The following is an 18988-nucleotide window of genomic DNA, read 5'->3' as shown; positions in this document are numbered from 1 at the left end:
CCACTCGCCACCAGGCCGAAGCCCGTGCTGCCGTTCGACTTGCATGTGTAAGGCATGCCGCCAGCGTTCAATCTGAGCCAGGATCAAACTCTTCAGTTCAATACCTGTGTGTCCCTTGCGGGACTCGCTCTTTCGAGCGGTCGCTCACTCTCAGAAAACTGACTGACCAGATCCGAAAATCCAGTCACGTTTTGCTGTGCGAGCACTGATAACTTTGGAAGCTCCGAAGCCCGAAGACTTCGGGCGCCCCGCTACCCAGCGCCCACACTTATCGGTTGTTTGGTTGTTAAAGAACTTCGCTGCCGGCTTTGCCGTTCAGCGCGCTGCGTTGTCTGCAGCAGAGAAACGAGATTATGCAGCGCTTTCTTCGTTTCGTCAACCGGGTCAGCAATCTTTTTTTGCTTCAGCCAGTCGCGCCAACTTCGCGCTTCCAACCACCCAATCCACCCCGCAACCCTTGCCTGCCCTGCCTTGCAGCGCCGTCTCGTGTTGCGAGGGGGCGAATATTACGGCCCCACAACCGTCTTGGCAAGGGGTTGGGCGAAATAATTCGAGAAAACCGAAAAGCGCCTCATGGCGCCCATTAGAACCTTGTACCAGGCACCTGCGTTGTGCGCTACCCGACCCTGGGACAGGTCGAGTCCCAGGGCATCTATATAGATTAAATGGTTCATTCAATGTGACGCCCGTGGCCGAAGTCAGTTCCTGTTTGGCCAATCCCGCCTGTAGCTTCATGACAGAAATGTCGATGAGAGTCACCGGCAACAGGGGCAGATGTTTGTCAGGCACGACACGATGATTCATGATCAGGGACTTCAGCAAAGCGCTGCCGCCCAAGCGGAAACTTCCATGACCATCCGGATCGTTCGACTGGGCTCCCCGCGCGCCGCGGATGAGGGCCTTCGCATTGGCACTGTCCGCCGGCCACCCCGGGGTGTTCCCAAGTCCGAGTTTGCCAGCCGCGATTACTACGACGTCTGGTATCCCGTCCTGTCCCCGTCACCCGAGTTGGTCGCCCAAGCCCTGGAGGCCGCGGACGACAAGGCGTGGCGCGCCTTCGTCAGGCACTTCCGCAAGGAGATGGCCGAGCACGATGCCAGCCGTACGCTCGACCTGCTAGCGGCCCTGTCGCACCAGACAAATTTCTCCATCGGCTGTTATTGCGAGGATGAGGCGCACTGCCACCGCTCGGTACTGCGCGTGCTGCTCGCCGAGCGTGGCGCGCTGATCGCCTGACGAAGGACCTGCTGCCCGCAACCGCTGGCAGCTATGATGCGAGGCTTGTCCGGTTCCGGGCCGCAAACCGGACCCGGTCATCCCTTCTTCGCCCCGACTTCCGATGGTCCTGAATTTCGTCTGGCTCGGTTTCTTCCTGACTGCCTTCCTGGCAGCATGCATTCGGCTTGCCAACGGCGACCTTGCCGTGTTCCCGGCCATGCTGGCCAGCCTGTTCGACAGCGCCCGTACGGCGTTCGAGATTTCGCTGGGACTGGCCGGAGTGATGAGCCTCTGGCTGGGTATCATGCGCATCGGCGAGCGCGCCGGCGTCGTGGATGCCTTTGCCAGGCTGGTCAACCCGCTCCTGCGCCATTTCTTCCCCGGTGTGCCGCAGGGCCACCCCGCCCAAGGCGCGATGATGATGAACGTCTCGGCCAACCTGCTGGGACTGGACAACGCAGCGACGCCGCTGGGGCTCAACGCGATGCGCGAGCTGCAGACGCTGAATCCGCGCCCCGAGGTCGCCACCGACGCCCAGATCATGTTCATCGTGCTGAACACCGCGGGCCTGACCCTGATCCCGACCTCGGTCATCGCCATGCGGCAGGCTGTCGCGATCAAGCAAGGACTGGTCGGGTTCAACGCGGCGGATATCTTCCTGCCGACGCTGCTGGCGACCGGTGGTTCCTTCCTGGCGGGCCTGCTGGCGGTCGCCTGGGTGCAGCGGCTGAACCTGTTCCGACCGGCGGTACTAGTGGCTTTTGCCTTCGCCGCACTGGGCGTGGGCGGGCTCCTGGCCTGGCTGCGTCATGCGCCGCCGGATCAGGTCAGTCAGCTCACGGCCCTGGCGGGCAGCGGCTTCATCCTTTCGCTGATCACTGTTTTCCTGGTGTGCGGGGCAGTACGCCGCGTCAATGTCTATGAGGCCTTCATCGACGGCGCCAAGGAAGGCTTTGGCGTGGCGGTACAGATCATTCCGTACCTTGTGGCGATCCTGGTTGCGATCGGCCTGTTCCGTGCCACCGGCTGCATGGACGTCCTGATGCACGGCCTGACCGCCGGCTTCGCCTGGCTTGGCCTCAATACGGAGTTCGTACCCGCGCTTCCGGTCGGCCTGATGAAGATCCTGTCTGGCGCCGGCGCCCGCGGGCTGATGGTGGATGTGATGACCACCTACGGCGTGAACTCCTTCCAGGGTCGGCTTGCAGCCATTATCCAGGGGTCGACCGAAACCACGTTCTATGTCATGGCCGTCTATTTCGGCAGTGTCAATGTGCGCAATACACGTCATGCATTGGGTTGTGCACTGTTTGCCGACGTCGCCGGACTCTTCTGCGCTGTCGGTGCCGCCTATCTCTTTCGATAGATTTGATAGCAAAAAGTGTCTCATGCGAAACAAATAGATCAAGTCGGACCTCGTTCGTTGTAGATTCACAACAACATTGTGTCAAAAACCAAACATTGCCAAGCGGCGACTTGGTGCGACGCAACAAGACGTGTATAGTGAAGTCTGTCTCCTCCACCACCTCGGTGGATTCCAACCCGCGCAAAACATTGCGCGGGTTTTTTTTGCCCGGATTTCGGCATAAGGCCCTGTCGTCATTGGACTTCTGCCGCAGCAAACGGGGCGCGCACCGGACTGGCTATGATTGCCCCGCGATAGTGCAACAGTGCTCCAGATCGTTGCCAGCACGGCATCGATTCTCGATTTTGTTGCAACGCAGCAAATGCTGTCATAGAGTGACCGAAGCCCTACGCCTCGCCTATGCCCGCCGTCCCATTCCTGCTATTCCTGCTCCGTTACTGGCCCGATGCTGCGCGGATCCGACGTGGCGTGATCTATGCGGGGTCGTTTCTCGCTCTTGCCGGCATGGGATGGCTGACCGGACAGGAGACTTACCTATGGGCCGCGACCGCCTCCATCTGGACCTGCCTCGCTGACCGTGAAGGCACGGCAGCCGAACGCCTTGCCATGCTTGGCGCGGTCGGCATCGGCGGTTGCCTGGCCAGTGCACTGGGCGCCGCCGTGGCCTCCAGTCCTCTTGCGGCGGTGTCCGTGGTGCTGGTCGCGGGCATGGCCGCCGGCCTGGCGGAAACGCGCGGGCCGGCTGCGGCGCTCGCGGCCAAGATGCTGTACGTGGTGCTGATCGCCGCTTGCCTGCAGCCTGCGAACGGCCAGGACATGCTGGCCCATCTGGTGGATTCCGGCCTTGGCTACCTGAAAGGCGGTGTATTTGCATGTGCAATCTGCCTGGCGTTGATCCCCTCGCGCCGCGATACTCGCCCGCGCCCGGAGACCGAGGCCGTCTATGCCGCGCTGCAGCGCTTCGCCACGGTACTCGCTGACGGCAGTGCTGCGGCCGACCTGACCGCCTGCAAGCAGGACATTCGCAACCGCATCGAGGCAGCCCGACGCGCCATCCATGCCCGCCGCAACCTGCGGGAAGCCCATACCCTGTTGCACTACACCTATGTCATCGGCATCGCTGATGCCCTGTTCGGCCTGCTGATTGTGGCGGCGGAGCTGTGCGAGCGCGCAGGCCCCGCGCATCAGCTGCCGCTGCGGCACATCGCCCGCTGCATGGTCGATGCGCACCAGCAGGTCAGCCAGGCCATGGCCCGGCATGCCGCAGACCTGCCATCCCTGAGTGCGGCGCTCCGGCACGAACTCCGGCGGCTGATTTCGCCAATGCCCAACGCCAGCGCGCCGCCGCCATACCAGTCCGCGCTGGCGGCCCTGGCCCGGCACCCGGACTTTGAACGCTGGCGTGCCGGATTCTCCTGGCCGCGGCGCGGTCTGTGGCATGCCGTGGACCGCGTGCGCAGCGCGCTCGGCGAGCACACGGCCCGCGATGCGCAGGCCGGCCGCCACGCCATTCGCCTGGCGCTCGGCGGCTGCCTGAGCCTGCTGCCGGCGCAATGGTGGCACGTGGACCACGGCTACTGGGTGGCGGTCACGGTCATCATGGTGCTGAGCCCGCAACTTCAGACGACGCGCCAGATCTCGCTCAAGCGCTTTTCCGGATCGCTTGCCGGGGCGCTGCTGGCATGCGCGATTGGCCTGTCGCACCCGGCGCCTACGGTGGCGCTGGGCATCAGCGCCGTGTTCCTGGCTGGGGCGTACGCCAACCGGCTTGCGGCCCAGCCTGCCGGCTTTGCGTTCTGCCTGACGCCAGCGGTCATCCTGTTCTCGTGGGTCGGCGCACCGGCCGTCGACAGCAGCCACTTTGCCGCCTTGCGTGGCATCGATACGGCACTGGGCTGCCTGATTGCGCTGGCAAGCTATCACGTGCTGGCGCCGCGCATGGAGCGCTCGCGCATGTTCCGCCACGCCTTCGACGCGCTGGCCGTCAATGCGGTCTACCTGCGCGCCGCCTTTGCGGCCGCTCGCACCGTGGCGCCGGCCATGGCGCGGCTCGAGGCACTGCGGATTTCCGCAGGCCGGGCCTCGACCCGCGCGGAACGTACGCTGGCCGAGCAGGGTCAGGGGCTCACGCCAGCGGCGGCACAGGCCTATGCGCGCCTGCATGCCATCGCGCGCCGCATGGCGGCACTGGCCGGCGTGGTGCGGGCGGGTGCAGAGTCGGGTTCGTTCGACGCATTGCCACGCGCACCGATGCAATCGGCCCTGGCGGCGCTCGAAATCCGGCTTGCCGAGGTCGCGGTACGGCCTGGGCATGGGGCCGCCAGCCGTCCAGGGCAGGAGGCGCCTACGGTCGAGCTTGGGCTGCCACTACCCTTCGAGCGCTTTCTGGCCGAACAGGCGAACTACGCTGATGCCCATATCGCCGCGGCCCACGCGGCCGCGACAGCGTTGCGCGAGCCGGCCCTGGCCGCCGCACCGCCCGGCTTCGCGCATGGCCCATGAGGGCGGCATGCGAAACGTATGTCGACCAAACGTATGCCGACCTTTACCGCGCCAACCGATGTCCTAGAATGTTGTCATTCGTTCGTCGACCGCACGAGGGGTACGCCATGTCCGCTGTCTCGTTTCCTCGCGCCAACCCGACCTATTGCGCGGCCAGCCTGAGGCTGTCCTGCCCTGCAACGGTCAACGGCAGCCCTACCCAGTATTCCGTCACCGCTGAAGCGCTGGAAGCGCACTTCGGCGCGCGCTCCCCGCGCGAAGAAGACCTGCTGGCGGCCTTCACCAGTAACCGCCAGCGCATCGAGCAACTGGCGGAAAGCCTGTTCGAGCTGACCGAGGCCCGCGAGATCGTTCTGCGCAGCGGGCATTTCCGCTTCGCCGGCTGACCCGCATCGCTCAGTCCGCGGCGCCTTCCCCGCGCACCAGCAGCACCGGCGTGGTGGATTGCCGGATCACCGCCTCGGCCACGCTGCCCAGCACCAGCCGGCGCACGCCACGCCGGCCGTGCGTGCCGATCACCAGCAGGTCGGCACCCCACTGGCGGGCAGCCTCATTGATGGACGCGCCGATGTCGCCCGGCACCGCGGCTTCGCTCACCAGTCGGGTCTCGTGTTTCACATTGGCGGCCGCCAGGCGGCTGGCGGCATCCTCGAGCGCCCGCTGGCCGCTCTCGACAAACGCCTTCTGCACCTGGCTCGGATCGTAGAAGCCGGCATCGAAGAGGGGCGTCGCGCTGTCGACAACATAAAGCGCGAGCACCGCCGCACCGCCCGGGCCTGCAACCCGGATCGCTTCATCCAGGGCCAGGCACGACGTACTGCTGCCGTCCACCGCCACCACGATCTTCTTGTACGCCGCACCAGTCATCTTCGTTACCTCCGTAGACAGGAAAAGGGGATGGCGACCGCAGGCCGCCGCCGATCCCCATACTACACGTGCTGCCGGCGGCACGCGGCGCGACCAGCCTCTGCAGGCGCGCAAGCGCGTCGCGCGTGAGGCCGGCCGGCTCGGAAAGGCCCGCCTCGGGCTTCTCGGCAGGTCGGATGCACCGCTATCGCGACGTCAACTGCATCCGCGCCAGCAGCGGCAGGTGATCAGATGCCAGCCGCGCGAGCGGGCTGCGGTGGCTCGCAACCGCGACCAGATGCGCGCGCGGCGAAGTCCAGATGCGATCGAGCGCCAGCAGCGGGCAACGCGACGGAAATGTCGACACATGCGGCGTGCGCTCGAAATACGCGTGCAGCCAGCGCAACGGGCGCCCCCACAGGAACCATTCGTTGACATCGCCCAGCAGGATCGTCGGCTGGGCCGGGACTTCGGCCAGCGCGGTCAGCAGGCGGCGCACCTGCGCGCGGCGCTCGCTGGGGCGCAAGCCCAGGTGCGTTGCGATGACGCGCAGCGCGAATGTGCCGGACTCGATCGCATTGCATTCGAGCTGCGCATCGATGGCGCCGCGCGGCTCACGCCCTTTCACGCTGAGGTCGATGTGCCGCACCGCTATCGGCGGATAACGTGTCAGCAAGGCATTGCCATAGTCCCCGCCGTCGCGCACCAGCGTCGGTCCCGGTATCGCGTGCAGCCCCGTATGTTCGGACAGGAAGCGCAGCATATCGAAGCCGGTGGCGCGGGTTTCGACCTCCTGCAGCGCGACCAGATCGGTGCGCAGTTCGCGCAGCACCTCGCAGATCCGGTTCGGTACGAAATGCCCGTCCGTGCCGACGCCGCCGTGGATGTTGTAGCTTGCCACCACGATGTCGGCATGCCTGGCAACCACGGCCGCGGCCGTCTGGGCCGACGCGTTCACCGCGCCCTCTCGCTCGATGCGGCGCTTGCGCGGCACGAATGCCTGGCGCCTGCGTCGCGAGGCGTGTGCGCGTGCAGTACGCGTCCGCGGCGCTGTCGTCTTCGCCGCAGCAGCAACCACAGGCCCGCAGGCAGCAGCAGAACAAGCGCCAGCCACGCGAATGTCGCTACGCCGGGATTGCGCGCCACGGCGGCAATGCGGTCGACCAATGACGCCGACACGATGATGCCGGGCGACATGCCGATGGCCGTCCCCAGCAGGCAATCGCGCAAGCGGATGCGCGAGGCGCCGACCACGAGATTCACCAGCGTGAACGGCGCCACGGGCACCAGTCTCAGCACCACCATCGCCAGCACGCCGTGCTGCCCGACCCGCTGGCTGAGCCGGTTCAGCCTCCGGCCGCCAAAGCGCTGCACGGCATTGCGTCCGAGCAGGCGCCCCGCCGTGTAGCCGGCTGCCGTACCCAGCACGGTGCCGGCCATTGCCATCGCGCCACCGTACAACGGCCCGAACACCACCACCGTCACCACGATCAGCACGGTCACCGGGAACATCGTCAGCCCGCCGACGACATACGCGCACATCAGTACGAGCGGCGCCAGCGGCATGTCGTCGACGCGCTCCATCAGCGCCAGCAGATGCCGGAAATCGGCCCATTCGCGCAGCGGCGTGTATCGCCATGCAAACGCCACGCCGCCCAGCACCAGCGCGAACGCCACCAGCATCGCCACGCGGCTGGCCGCGCGCGGCCGCGCTTCCTGGCCGATAAACTCGGCCATCACCTGTCCGGTGTCGATCGGCTCCATCGGGTCGAGCAGCGAGGCGTCGGGCAGCGCGGCGTCAACGTCTTCAGGAACGGTTGGCATGAATGGCTCCAGCGTGCGGCCTTCCCGCCGATGCAACGCGCGGAGCGCATCGTTCATCCTGGGATGCGTTGCCATGGCCCGGTCCAGGACCTCGGGCGTGACCGCAAGGTGCTCGCACAGCAAGCGGCCGCGCATCGCACGGACCGCTGCCGCGATGCGAGGGTCGCCGTTCGACTCGATGACAAGGTTGCATTCGGTATCGAGCCCGAAAGACCGGTTGCTGAGGTTCGCGGAACCGATCGTGAGCAAGCGGTCGTCCACGACCATCACCTTGCTGTGGACATTGACGCAGGCATCTCGCAGGCCGGGCACGACCGGACAGTAAAGCTGGAAGCGGCCGTGCGAATCGGCTGCGCCAAGACCTCGGCAGAGCCGTGCGCGCAGCACGCCCATGCTGGCCTCTTCCAGCCAGCCGCTTTCGGTCCGGCGCGAGACCAGTGCGATGTCGGGCCCGTCGGGCTCGCGCAAGCGTGACGCGAACGTGTCGGCAATCAGTCCCGAACTGAAGTACTGGTTTTCGAGATACAGGCTGTGGCGCGCGGCGGCGATGGCATCGGTATAGAGTTCGCGGATCTCGCTGACGGCGGCCGCGTCATCGCGTGCCGGGTATGTACGGCTGATGGCGACCTGCACATCGGCGACGTCCGGTGGTACCTGCCGGGGCCACGGGTCTGCCGTGGGCGTCGCGGGCACGCGCGGATGACGTCCCGTCGCGTGCAGCCATCGCTCGGCCGCCAGGTCGCCCAGCGCCCGCGCGGCCGCGCCGTCCACCATGCACTGCACATCGTGGAACGGCGCGTAGGGCCTGCCGTCCGGATCGGTCCGGCGTGGGTCGTCAGCGCGGTGATCGGGGGTATCCCAGCGGCGGATCGTCAGGTCCAGTCCGCCGACGAACGCGAGGCAGTGATCGATGACCACCACCTTCTGGTGATGCGACGCCCCCGCCGGATGGGTTCCATCAAGACAGAACGACAGGCGCCGATGCGCCTGCCAGTGCTGCCGCGCCGCAGGCAGGAACTCCCGCTCGAACGCGAACACCATCGCGAAATCCCAGCTCAGCACGTAGACGCGCAGGCCACGCCGGCGCTCGCACAGCGCGTTGAGGAAATCGCGAAGCCCGGCCGGCAAGCCATCGTCCGGAGCCCCGGGCATCAGCCGCATGCGGCTGTCGGTGTCCCACCCCAGGATGAAGATGGTTTGCTCGGCACGTGCCAAGGCTTCCCGCAATGCGGTGAAATAGGCATCCGCATCGACCAGCATCGCAAAGCGCGCGCATGGCTCCACGCGCCAGCAATTGTGCCCGGGACGCAGCAGCGAGGCTTGGGCATCGTTAGTCATGGCGAAAGGTATGCTGCGCAAGTTTCGTACCGGTCGTGCAGGCGCGGAAACCGGCGGCTGCGCCAGCCCGTGTCGCGCCGGCCTTACTTGCCTTTGTAAAAGTTGCCGTCACGCGGCTTCCGGCTCGTGCACCGCCAGCACAACCGCGCCATGTGGCCAACGAGGCAGGTCAGGCTGCGCCCCGTTTAATTGACCGACCGGTCGGCTTATATATAATGAGGCCGAACCACAGGTGCAAAGCCGGCCGCCAGAGCCGGGACAGCAGCCGCCAAAGGAGGCTCCTATGTACACGCAGAGTCTGGACGTGCCCGGCAACCCTGCCGTGCTCACGCCGTACGAGCCAGGCCTGGACGACGCCAGCCGCCAGGCGGCGTTCGATGCGCGCATGGCCGCCGACAGCAAGATCGAGCCGCAAGACTGGATGCCGCAGGCCTATCGCAAGACTCTGGTCCGGCAAATCTCCCAGCACGCGCACTCTGAAATCGTCGGCATGCTGCCCGAAGGCAACTGGATCAGCCGCGCGCCGTCGCTCAAGCGCAAGGCCATCCTGCTGGCCAAGGTGCAGGACGAAGGCGGCCATGGCCTTTACCTCTATTCCGCCGCGGAAACGCTGAACACCTCGCGCGATGAAATGATCGACGCGCTGCACACGGGCCGGGCCAAGTATTCGTCGATCTTCAACTACCCGACGCTTACCTGGGCCGATGTGGGCGTGATCGGCTGGCTGGTCGACGGCGCGGCGATCATGAACCAGATCCCACTGTGCCGCTGCTCCTACGGCCCCTATGCGCGCGCCATGATCCGCATCTGCAAGGAAGAGTCCTTCCACCAGCGCCAGGGCTTCGACGCGCTGCTGGCGATGATGCGGGGCACCGATGCCCAGCGCGAGATGGTGCAGGACGCGGTCAACCGCTGGTGGTTCCCGGTGCTGATGATGTTTGGCCCGCCCGACGCCGCGTCCACCAACAGCGCCCAGACCATGGCCTGGGGCATCAAGCGCATCTCGAACGACGACCTGCGCCAGAAATTCGTCGACGCGACTGTCGAACAGGCCAAGGTGCTGGGCGTCACGCTGCCTGACCCGGGCCTGCAATGGAATGCCGAGCGCGGCCACTACGACTACAGCCCGCTGGATTGGGACGAGTTCTGGCGCGTGATCAACGGCGATGGCCCATGCAACCGCGAGCGCCTGGCCACGCGCGTGAAAGCCCACGAGGACGGCGCCTGGGTGCGCGAAGCCGCGCTGGCCCACGCCGCCAAGCTGGCCGCGCGCGTGGCGCAGCGCGAAGCCGCCTGAGGCAAAGGACAAGGAGACCAGCATGACGCAGAAGGAATGGCCGCTATGGGAGGTGTTCGTGCGCAGCAAGCAGGGCCTGGAGCATAAGCATTGCGGCAGCCTGCATGCGGCGGACGCCCAGCAGGCGCTGCACATGGCGCGCGACGTCTATACGCGCCGCCAGGAGGGTGTGTCGATCTGGGTAGTGCCGTCCACCGCCATCACGGCCAGCGCGCCCGACGAAAAGGCCGAACTGTTCGACCCGATGGCCGACAAGATCTACCGGCACCCGACCTTTTACCAGCTGCCCGACGAAGTCAACCACATGTAAGGGCCAGGCACCATGACGACCCCGACGTCCGACATCGCGCTGTCGCACCTGCCGCCCGAGCGCACCGCGGCGCTCCGCTATGTGCTGCGGCTCGCCGACAACGCGCTGATACTGGGCCAGCGCAATGCCGAGTGGTGCGGCCATGGCCCGGTGCTCGAAGAAGACATTGCGCTGGCCAACATCAGCCTGGACCTGATCGGCCAGTCCCGGCTGCTCTATGCGCACGCCGGCGAGCTCGAAGGCGCGCTGACCGGCCGGCCTCGCCATGAGGACGACTACGCGTACTGGCGCGGCGAACGCGAGTTCGGCAACTGGACGCTGGCCGAGCTGCCGCACAGCGGCCCGCTGGCCGGCACCGCGAGCAGCGACCGCGACTACGCCGTCACCATCACGCGCAATTTCCTGTACAGCGCGCTGATGGTCGAGCTGTGGAATGTGCTGCAGGCAAGCACCGATGCGGAGCTGGCTGCCATCGCGGCCAAGTCGGTCAAGGAAGCCCGCTATCACCTGCACCACGCCGCCGGCTGGATGGTGCGCCTTGGCGACGGCACCGAGGCCTCGCACCGGCGCATGCAGCACGCGCTCGACCACCTGATGCCATACATGAACGAGTGCTTCGCCAGCGACGAAGTGGAACAGCTCGCGGCGGCCCAGGGCGTGGCCGTGCCAACCTCCGACCTGCGCGACGCGTGGGAGGCAACGGTCGACGAGACCCTCGAGGCCGCCACGCTCGACAAGCCCGTGCCGAGCGCCTTCCTGTCCACCGGCAAGCACGGCCTGCATTCGGAGCATATGAGCTACCTGCTTGCCGAGATGCAGAGCCTGGCGCGCGCCCACCCCGGCGCACAGTGGTAGCACTGGCCGGCGACAGCCAACGGGGACGGACATGACCACCATGGCCAATTCCAACGCAGAACGCACCGCGCGCGCGTGGGACGCGCTGGAGGCCGTGCCCGACCCGGAAATCCCGGTGGTATCGATCCGCGGTCTCGGCATCCTGCGCGATATCACGGTGGCTGACGGCGCCACGCTGGAAGTCACGATCACACCGACCTATTCGGGCTGCCCGGCCATGTCGCAGATCGCCGAGGACATCGGCCAGGCGCTCGATGCGGCGGGGCTTGGACCATGGCGGATCCGCACGGCCTTGTCGCCGGCGTGGACGACCGACTGGATCAGCGACGCCGCGCGCGAACGCCTGCGCGAGTTCGGCATCGCCCCGCCGCAGCCATGCGGCACAGCGCCCGCCACGCAACCGCTGCACTTCGTGCCGCGCGCGGCACGTGCCGGCGTGCCCGACACGGTGACTTGCCCGCGCTGCGGCGGTCGCCACACACAGGAAATCTCGCGCTTCGCGTCCACGGCCTGCAAGGCGCTCTACCGCTGCCTGGACTGCCGCGAGCCGTTCGACTACTTCAAGCCCTACTAACCCTACTGACCCCGCCGTCCCGAGCGAGCTGCCATGACCCCACAGTTCCATCCGCTGCGCGTGGCGCAGGTGCGCCCCGAGACAGCTGACACGATCTCCATCGCGTTCGAGGTGCCCGAGACCCTGCGCGACGCCTACCGCTTCACGCAGGGCCAGTTCCTGACCCTGCGGGCCCCGGTCGACGGGCAGGACCTGCGCCGCTCGTATTCCATCTGCTGCGGCGTGCAGGACTACATCGAGCGCGGCGAGCTGCGCGTGGCAGTCAAGCTGGTGGAGGACGGCATGTTTTCCGCGCACCTGCACGACACGCTGGCGCCCGGGCAGGTCATCGACGTGATGACGCCGGACGGCCGCTTCTACGTGCCGCTCGACGCTGGCGCGGCACGCCACTATGTCGCCTTTGCCGCGGGCAGCGGCATCACCCCGGTGCTGTCGCTCATCCGCACCACGCTGGCGGCCGAACCGCAAAGCCGCTTCACGCTGGTCTACGGCAACCGCAACGTCGACAGCATCATCTTTTCCGAGGCGCTCGAAGACCTGAAGAACCAGTACCTGGCGCGCTTCACCCTGTACCACGTGCTGTCGCGCCAGCCGCAGGAGGTCGACCTGCTGCACGGGCGGCTCGACCATGCCCGCGTCACGGCCTTCCTGCAGACGCTGATCCCGGTGGAATCCATCGATGCCGCCTTCGTGTGCGGCCCTGCCTCAATGATCGACGACGTAGAAGCGGCGCTGCGCGATGCCGGGCTGGATCCGCACCGCATCCATGCCGAACGTTTCGGCGTGCCGGTGGACCGCCAGAAGCGCGCCCCGGCGCACGCCCATGCCGACCACGCCGGCACGGCCGAGCTGGTGGTGGTGCTGGACGGCAAGCAGCACACCATGCGGCTGCCGATGGAATACGGCAAAGTGCTAGACACCGCGCTCGCGGCCGGGCTGGACCTGCCCTATGCATGCAAGGGCGGCGTTTGTTGCACCTGCCGTGCCAAGGTACTCGAGGGCCAGGTCGAGATGGAGAAGAACTACACGCTGGAGCCGTGGGAGATGGAAAAAGGCTTCGTGCTCACCTGCCAGGCCCGGGCGCTGACGCCCAGGGTGGTGGTCAGCTACGACGAACGGTGAACGATCGCTGAACGTGCGCCGCGCCGCGCGCCGTGGCGGGCGCGCCAGGCTGGCGAAGTCACGCCGTGATTACAATGGGAAGGGAGCGCGTTGCCGGCTCCGGCAGGTGACTGACAACCGTCCTACCCATATACAATCACGGCCATGCAATATATCCACGTCGTCAACGGCGATGTCGCCGGAAATACCCTGCGCCAGGCGCTGGCCCAGGCAGCCCGGCCCGACCCCGTAGTCGTGCTGCGCGACGACCTGGCCGTGGGTCCGCTCGTCGACGTGGACAGCACCGGCCAGCTCCGTTCCGGCTTCTGGCAGCGCGTGGCTCCCCATACCGATATCGACTTCACCGCCGAGATGCGCCAGGCGCTGGACCAGTTGCAGACGTTGCGCCAGAGCGAGATGGAAGTCGCCATCTGGCACGGCCAGAGCGCGGCCGACCAGCTGATGCTGCGCCGCGTGGTGTTCCACCTCTATCAGGCGCCCCAGCGCATCAATGAGGTGGCCATGGACCTGCGCGAGCTGGAACTGCCGCCGCAGGCCGGGCTGGCGGCCATCGGCATGTACTCGCCGGCGCGGCTGGCGCGGCGCTTCTCGACCATTGCGCCGGTCTCGGTGCTGCGCCTGGGCCGGCTGGGCTACGAATGGCAGCAGAACGTACGCGAGAACGCCGACGTGCGGCTGTGGAAGGGCAATACGCTGGTGCCGGCGGCCTACCACAGCATCGACGACATCATCATGGAACGCGCTCCGTCCGAATGGACGCCAGCAGCCGAGGTGGTGGGCAGCGTGATGGGCGCCATCGAAGGCCTGCTGGCCAGCGACTGGTTCGTGTTCTGGCGCTGCCGGGAGCTGATCTCCATGGGACGCATGGTCCTGCGCGGCAACGCGGACTCCCTGGAAACCTGCGAGCTGCGCCGGCACCAGACGTCCGGCGCGGAATAGCCCGCCCCTTCTTCCTCCCCCTCCCCCGGACACTCCCTGCCGGACTGACATGGCGCGAACCAAGGCACCCGATTTCGAAGCACAGCGCGAGCAGATCCTGGAACTGGCGGCCGCTGCCTTTGCCAACAGCAGCTACCCGAGCACCTCGATGGCCGACCTGGCTGCCGCCTGCGGCACCTCCAAGGCGCGCCTGTACCACTACTACGAGAGCAAGGAAGCGATCCTGTTCGACCTGCTGGACCGCTACACGCGCCGGCTGATGCTGATCGTCACCGAGGTCGAGGCCGATTCCGAGCGCCAGGGCCGCACCGACCGCGAAAGCTTCGCCAGCCTGATCCGCGCCTTCCTGGCCGAGTACGAGAACTCGCAGACGCGCCACATCGCGCTGATCAACGACGTCAAGTTCCTGGCCGACGAACAGCGCGACATCATCCTCGGCCGCGAGCGCGACGTGGTCGCGGCGTTCTCGCGCATGCTGCGGCGCGCCTACCCGGAGCGTGTCACGCGCGAGAACCAGACCGCGCTGACCATGACAGTATTCGGCATGATCAACTGGACCTTCACCTGGCTCAAGCCGGGCGGCAAGCTGTCCTACGCAGCGTTCGCCGACATGGTGGTGGACATGCTCGAAGGCGGGCTGCCGGGCAAGGCCGGCACACCTGGGGAAGCACTGGCCCGCCGCTGAAGGCGGACCGGCCCGGCCGTCACGACCATTCGGCCTCTTCCCGCTGGCGCCGCTGCTCGCGATCCTGGCGGAACATCTCTTCCAGCTCGTCGCGCGCCTGGCGCGCCAGCGACACCAGCTTCTTCTGGTCGGTGTAGTGCGGGTAGAAGCGGTCGATGGCCTGGATGTTGTGCCGGCGGAACCGCAGCGCCACGTTGCGGGCCTCGGCCGGATCAAACCCCAGCCCTTCCAGCACCCGCCGGCCCAGCATCAGCGAACCCTCGAACATCTCGCGCTCGAACAGGTGCACGCCGCGGTCCTTGAGCTGGTAAATGTGCGAGACATGGCGCGCCCGGGCGTAGATCTGCAGCGCCGGATAGCGCTCGCGCACGCGGTCGATCAGCTGCAGGCTGTCGTCCATGCCGTCGATGGCCACGACCAGGATGCGCGCCTTGGCAATGCCTGCGGCCTCCAGCAGGTCCAGCCGCGTGGCATCGCCGTAGAAGATCTTGAAGCCGTACTGGCGCAGGAATTCGATCTGGTCGGGATCATGGTCCAGCACGGTCACGCCGATGCCCTGCGCGTACAGCAAACGGCCGATGATCTGGCCGAAACGCCCGAAGCCGGCAATCAGTACGGGATTGTCCTGCGGCGTAATGGCGTCGTCCGCGCGCTGCTTCATCGCCCCGGCGCGGGGCGCCACCAGCCGGTCATAGGCGAGCAGCAACAGGGGCGTAGCCACCATGGACAAGGCCACGATCAGCACCAGCAGCGCCTCGGTCTCGCGCGGCAGCAGGCCCGACGTGCCGGCCACGCCGAACACGACGAAGGCGAATTCGCCGCCCTGCGAGATCAGCAGTGCGAACAGCAACCGCTGGCCGCGCGCGATGGCGAAATACCGTGCCAGCAGCACCAGCACGGCAGTCTTGGCGACCACGAAGGCCACCACCAGCCCGAGCACGGTCCCCGGCGCGCGCGCCAGCACCGCGAAGTCGATCGACATCCCGACTGCCATGAAGAACATGCCGAGCAGCAGGCCCTTGAACGGCTCCAGGTCGGCCTCGAGCGCGTGGCGGTATTCGGAATCGGCCAGCAGCACGCCGGCCACGAAGGTGCCCAGCGCCATCGACAGGCCTACCGCATCCATCATCAGGGCAATGCCCACCACCAGCAGCAGCGCGAACGCGGTGAACATCTCGCGCATGTCGGTCCGGGCGATGAAGCGCAAGGCCGGACGCACCAGGTAGCGGCCGCCAAACACCACGGCGGCAATCACCGCCACGGCCTTGGCCGCCGCCTGCCAGCCGCCCGCGCCGCCGGCGTCGGCCGCGCTTTCTGCAGCCAGCAATGGCAGCAGCGCGATCATCGGGATAGCCGCGATGTCCTGGAACAGCAGGATGCCGAAGCTGGCCCCACCCGCCGGCGTGCCAAACAGGTTGCGCTCGGCCAGCGTGGCAAGCGCGATGGCCGTGGATGACAGCGCCAGTCCCAGCCCCGCAACCAGCGCCACCGGCCAGGGTGCGCCGACGAGCGCCGCAAGGATGCCGATCACCAGCGCGCACGCCGCAAGCTGGAACCCGCCGTAGCCGAAGATGCTCCGCCGCAGCGCCCAGAGCTTGCGCGGCTCCAGTTCCAGGCCGATCACGAACATCATCAGCACCACGCCGAATTCCGAGAAGTGCAGGATCGATTCGACATTGGTCACCATCCGCAGCGCGAACGGCCCGATGGCCGCGCCGGCCAGCAGGTAGCCCAGCACGGCGCCCAGCCCGGTGCGGCGCGCCAGCGGCACCGCCACCACCGCCGCCACCAGGAAGACCACCAGCGCGATCAGGAAGTCATGCTGGTTCATGCGCGCACCTCCGCGCCTGCTGCCTCATGGGCGCCAATGCGCCGGCAGACATGGGCAATATGCCCGGCCAGCGCCGCGGGGTCGGTGTTGTCGGCATCATGCAGCACCACCGGCGGCAGCCAGTCCATGCCGCACAGCCGCGCGGTCTGTTCCAGCGGCAACAGGAATGCTTCGATCGGGTGGCCATGGTTGCCTTCGGGTCCATAGGAATCGAAGGTGCCGCCGGTACTGGCCACCGCCAGCACGGCCTTGCCGCGCAGCGCCGTGCCGCCGGGGCCGTAGGCCCAGCCATATTCGAGCACCTCGTCCAGCCAGAGCTTGAGCAGTGGGGGCACGCTATACCAGTGCACCGGGTACTGCAGGACGACCGTGTCCGCGGCTGCCAGCGCGCGCTGCTCGGCGACGACGTCGATGTCGTAGTCGACATAGCGGCGATAAAGGTCATGGACGGCGACGTTCGGCAGCGACGCAAGCGCCTCGGCCAGCGGGTGGTTGACGCGCGAACGGCTGGGCGCGGGGTGCGCATAGATCACAACAATCGGGGATTCGGTCATCGGCACGGCGGATCAGTCCGGAAGCTCAGGCGTACCCGCTTCGGCGGGCATCGTGTTGCGCAAGGAGATGCGGCGTTGCAGCAAATACACACGCAGGATGCTGCAACACTTCATCACATTTTCTCAAGTTTTTGATTTTGCTCACGATTTTTTCATAAATCTGGTTCGAGCGACGCTGCTGCGTCGCAGGAAGCTTACGCGTAACTGACAGTTCCGCTACAATACTTTTCGTGTCGCATCAAGATAGTGTTTGCCCGAATCTGGCATGTTGTTAGGCAAAAGTGCCTGGCCAAACACCACAGCGATGCTATTTTTATCGCTGATTGAACCGGATTGCACCGGGAAGGAAACATCGTGAATCCGCTCGAACTGAGCAAGGCCGTCGGCGCCGTAACCGACGAAGATCTGCGCAAGGCAGCCGAAGCCGCACAGGCCGCCCAGCGCGCCACCGTTCTGGTGCGCGAGCTGGCCGCCCATCACCGCTCGCGCCTGCTGAAGCATTTCCTCGCCCTGGGCGAGGAGGATCGCCTGCTCCGTTTCGGCCAGTCGGTGGGCGATCACGTGATCGAAGCGTACGTCGACAGCATCGACTTCGACCACGACTCCGTGTTTGGCGTGTACGACGAAAAGCTCGAACTGGTCGGCGTCGGCCACTTCGCCAACCTGCGCGACAACGCACAGGGCCGCGTGGCGGAATTCGGCGTGTCGGTTTCCAAGAGCGCGCGCGGACGCGGCATCGGCAGTGCGCTGTTCGAGCGTGCCGCCATCCACGGCCGCAACACCAGCGTGCGCACGCTGTACATGCACTGCCTGTCGCGCAATGCAGCGATGATGCACATCGCCAAGAAGGCCGGCATGAAGGTGCAGTACGCGTACGGCGAGGCCGACGCCTACCTGGAACTGCCGCCGGCGGACACCATGAGCCGCCTGACCGAGGCGCTGGACGAACAGGTTGCCGACCTCGACTATCTGGTGCGCCGCAACCTGCGCGACGCGCGCCGCTTCGGACTGCGCTTCTGGCGCTCGATGGTGCCGCAGAAGGGTACCGCCTGATACCTTTGCCGCAGTCCGGCCAGACCCGGACCTCTCGCCAGACGGCGCATCGTGACGATGCGCCGTTTTTGTTTTTACGCGCGGCTCAGCCTCCGGCCACGGGCAGCGCCGTGGTGTCCTTGATGCTCTCCAGGGCAAAACTGGACCGGACGTCGATGACGGACGGGTGAGCCAGCAACTGCTCCTGCATGAAGCGCGCGAAGTGCTCCATGTCTTCGACGTAGACCTTGAGCAGCAGGTCCATCTCGCCGGTCATGGCATGGCAGGCCGCAACTTCCGGCCACGTGGCAATGGAAGCGCGGAACAGGTCCAGCGGCGCCTTGCCCTTGGGCGCACCGCCATGCTTTTCCAGCCGGACGTTGATATAGGCCAGCAGGCCAAGGCCGATCTTGCCGGGCTCCAGCAGCGCCGCGTACTGGCGGATCACGCCAATCTCCTCCAGCCGGCGGATGCGCCGCAGGCACGGGCTCGGCGACAGGTTCACGCGCTCGGCCACCTCCAGGTTGGTCAACCGCCCGTTGGTCTGCAGCACCTCAAGGATCTTCCGGTCGATCTTGTCCAACTCCACCTTGCTCACGATTTCGTTGCTCCGCAATATGTTTATTGGCAATTTTTTTGCGCAAATTTAGCAAGTTGTGCACAAGTACGCAATTTTTTGTTGAATCTCGTCCTGT

The 18988-nt window shown here is 66.4% G+C and carries 18 protein-coding genes and 1 rRNA gene; 12 read left to right on the top strand and 7 right to left on the bottom strand.

The annotated features are described in order from the left end of the window. Positions 1-99: ribosomal RNA gene (locus tag LDO29_RS13740) — 16S ribosomal RNA — on the bottom strand; the annotation flags it as partial. A 750-nt stretch (positions 100-849) separates the two neighbouring features. Between LDO29_RS13740 and LDO29_RS13735 the strand changes: the two genes are divergently transcribed. From LDO29_RS13735 to LDO29_RS13720, 4 genes are all read left to right on the top strand, one after another. Further along, positions 850-1236 carry a DUF488 domain-containing protein gene (locus LDO29_RS13735; RefSeq protein WP_224080332.1) on the top strand — a complete coding sequence of 129 codons (387 nt, stop codon included), beginning with the start codon at positions 850-852 and terminating at the stop codon, positions 1234-1236. A gap of 103 nt (positions 1237-1339) precedes the next feature. Then, entirely contained in the window at positions 1340-2584 is a 1245-nt protein-coding gene (locus LDO29_RS13730; protein ID WP_224080331.1) for a nucleoside recognition domain-containing protein, read from the top strand. Positions 2585-2983: 399 nt separating this feature from the next. Further along, positions 2984-5086: an FUSC family protein gene (locus LDO29_RS13725; RefSeq protein ID WP_224080330.1), complete on the top strand. Its 2103-nt coding sequence runs from the start codon at positions 2984-2986 to the stop codon at positions 5084-5086. Between the two features lie 107 nt (positions 5087-5193). Continuing rightward, the gene (locus LDO29_RS13720) at positions 5194-5472 is read left to right on the top strand and encodes a DUF1488 family protein (RefSeq protein ID WP_011299329.1); all 279 of its coding nucleotides are present in this window, start codon (positions 5194-5196) and stop codon (positions 5470-5472) included. A gap of 10 nt (positions 5473-5482) precedes the next feature. Here the strand turns inward: LDO29_RS13720 and LDO29_RS13715 are convergent, their stop codons facing one another. The 3 genes from LDO29_RS13715 to LDO29_RS13705 form a co-directional block, all read right to left on the bottom strand. Next, on the bottom strand, positions 5483-5953 hold the full coding sequence (locus tag LDO29_RS13715; RefSeq protein WP_224080329.1) for a universal stress protein: 471 nt from the start codon (positions 5951-5953) through the stop codon (positions 5483-5485). A 184-nt stretch (positions 5954-6137) separates the two neighbouring features. Next, a complete protein-coding gene (locus LDO29_RS13710; RefSeq protein ID WP_224080328.1) occupies positions 6138-6926 on the bottom strand; it encodes an endonuclease/exonuclease/phosphatase family protein in 789 nt (262 codons plus the stop codon). Beyond that, positions 6887-9094 (bottom strand): VTT domain-containing protein, encoded by a 2208-nt coding sequence (locus LDO29_RS13705; protein WP_224080327.1) that lies wholly within the window; start codon positions 9092-9094, stop codon positions 6887-6889. The genes LDO29_RS13710 and LDO29_RS13705 overlap by 40 nt, the downstream gene beginning before the upstream one ends. A gap of 283 nt (positions 9095-9377) precedes the next feature. On the opposite strand from LDO29_RS13705, the gene paaA reads away from it, so the two are divergent. The 7 genes from paaA (at position 9378) to LDO29_RS13670 (ending at position 14876) form a co-directional block, all read left to right on the top strand. Further along, positions 9378-10391 carry a 1,2-phenylacetyl-CoA epoxidase subunit PaaA gene (gene paaA / locus LDO29_RS13700; RefSeq protein WP_224080326.1) on the top strand — a complete coding sequence of 338 codons (1014 nt, stop codon included), beginning with the start codon at positions 9378-9380 and terminating at the stop codon, positions 10389-10391. A gap of 22 nt (positions 10392-10413) precedes the next feature. Beyond that, entirely contained in the window at positions 10414-10701 is a 288-nt protein-coding gene (paaB, locus tag LDO29_RS13695; RefSeq protein ID WP_224080325.1) for a 1,2-phenylacetyl-CoA epoxidase subunit PaaB, read from the top strand. Between the two features lie 12 nt (positions 10702-10713). Continuing rightward, positions 10714-11556, top strand: coding sequence for a 1,2-phenylacetyl-CoA epoxidase subunit PaaC (paaC, locus tag LDO29_RS13690; protein ID WP_224080324.1), 843 nt, complete (start codon positions 10714-10716; stop codon positions 11554-11556). 31 nt (positions 11557-11587) lie between these two features. Then, positions 11588-12130 (top strand): 1,2-phenylacetyl-CoA epoxidase subunit PaaD, encoded by a 543-nt coding sequence (gene paaD / locus LDO29_RS13685; protein ID WP_224080323.1) that lies wholly within the window; start codon positions 11588-11590, stop codon positions 12128-12130. A gap of 33 nt (positions 12131-12163) precedes the next feature. Beyond that, the gene (paaE, locus tag LDO29_RS13680; RefSeq protein WP_224080322.1) at positions 12164-13252 is read left to right on the top strand and encodes a 1,2-phenylacetyl-CoA epoxidase subunit PaaE; all 1089 of its coding nucleotides are present in this window, start codon (positions 12164-12166) and stop codon (positions 13250-13252) included. A gap of 144 nt (positions 13253-13396) precedes the next feature. Then, a complete protein-coding gene (locus tag LDO29_RS13675; RefSeq protein ID WP_224080321.1) occupies positions 13397-14191 on the top strand; it encodes a DUF1835 domain-containing protein in 795 nt (264 codons plus the stop codon). A gap of 49 nt (positions 14192-14240) precedes the next feature. After that, complete coding sequence (locus LDO29_RS13670; RefSeq protein WP_224080320.1) at positions 14241-14876, top strand: TetR/AcrR family transcriptional regulator; 636 nt, start codon at positions 14241-14243, stop codon at positions 14874-14876. 19 nt (positions 14877-14895) lie between these two features. Here LDO29_RS13670 and kefC read toward each other — a convergent pair whose 3' ends face one another. Continuing rightward, on the bottom strand, positions 14896-16707 hold the full coding sequence (kefC, locus tag LDO29_RS13665; RefSeq protein WP_224080319.1) for a glutathione-regulated potassium-efflux system protein KefC: 1812 nt from the start codon (positions 16705-16707) through the stop codon (positions 14896-14898). Further along, entirely contained in the window at positions 16704-17261 is a 558-nt protein-coding gene (gene kefF, locus LDO29_RS13660) for a glutathione-regulated potassium-efflux system oxidoreductase KefF (RefSeq protein ID WP_224080318.1), read from the bottom strand. Before kefF ends, kefC begins: the two co-directional genes overlap by 4 nt. A gap of 354 nt (positions 17262-17615) precedes the next feature. Between kefF and LDO29_RS13655 the strand changes: the two genes are divergently transcribed. Then, positions 17616-18314 carry a GNAT family N-acetyltransferase gene (locus LDO29_RS13655; protein ID WP_224080317.1) on the top strand — a complete coding sequence of 233 codons (699 nt, stop codon included), beginning with the start codon at positions 17616-17618 and terminating at the stop codon, positions 18312-18314. An 85-nt stretch (positions 18315-18399) separates the two neighbouring features. Here the strand turns inward: LDO29_RS13655 and LDO29_RS13650 are convergent, their stop codons facing one another. Then, positions 18400-18891 (bottom strand): Lrp/AsnC family transcriptional regulator, encoded by a 492-nt coding sequence (locus tag LDO29_RS13650; RefSeq protein ID WP_224080316.1) that lies wholly within the window; start codon positions 18889-18891, stop codon positions 18400-18402. Positions 18892-18988: the final 97 nt, after the last annotated feature.

The sequence above is a fragment of the Cupriavidus laharis genome (assembly GCF_914271435.1).
In the GTDB taxonomy this organism is placed as follows: domain Bacteria; phylum Pseudomonadota; class Gammaproteobacteria; order Burkholderiales; family Burkholderiaceae; genus Cupriavidus; species Cupriavidus laharis.
Note: the sequence above shows the minus strand (reverse complement) of the source record. Positions and strands in the feature narration are given on the sequence as shown.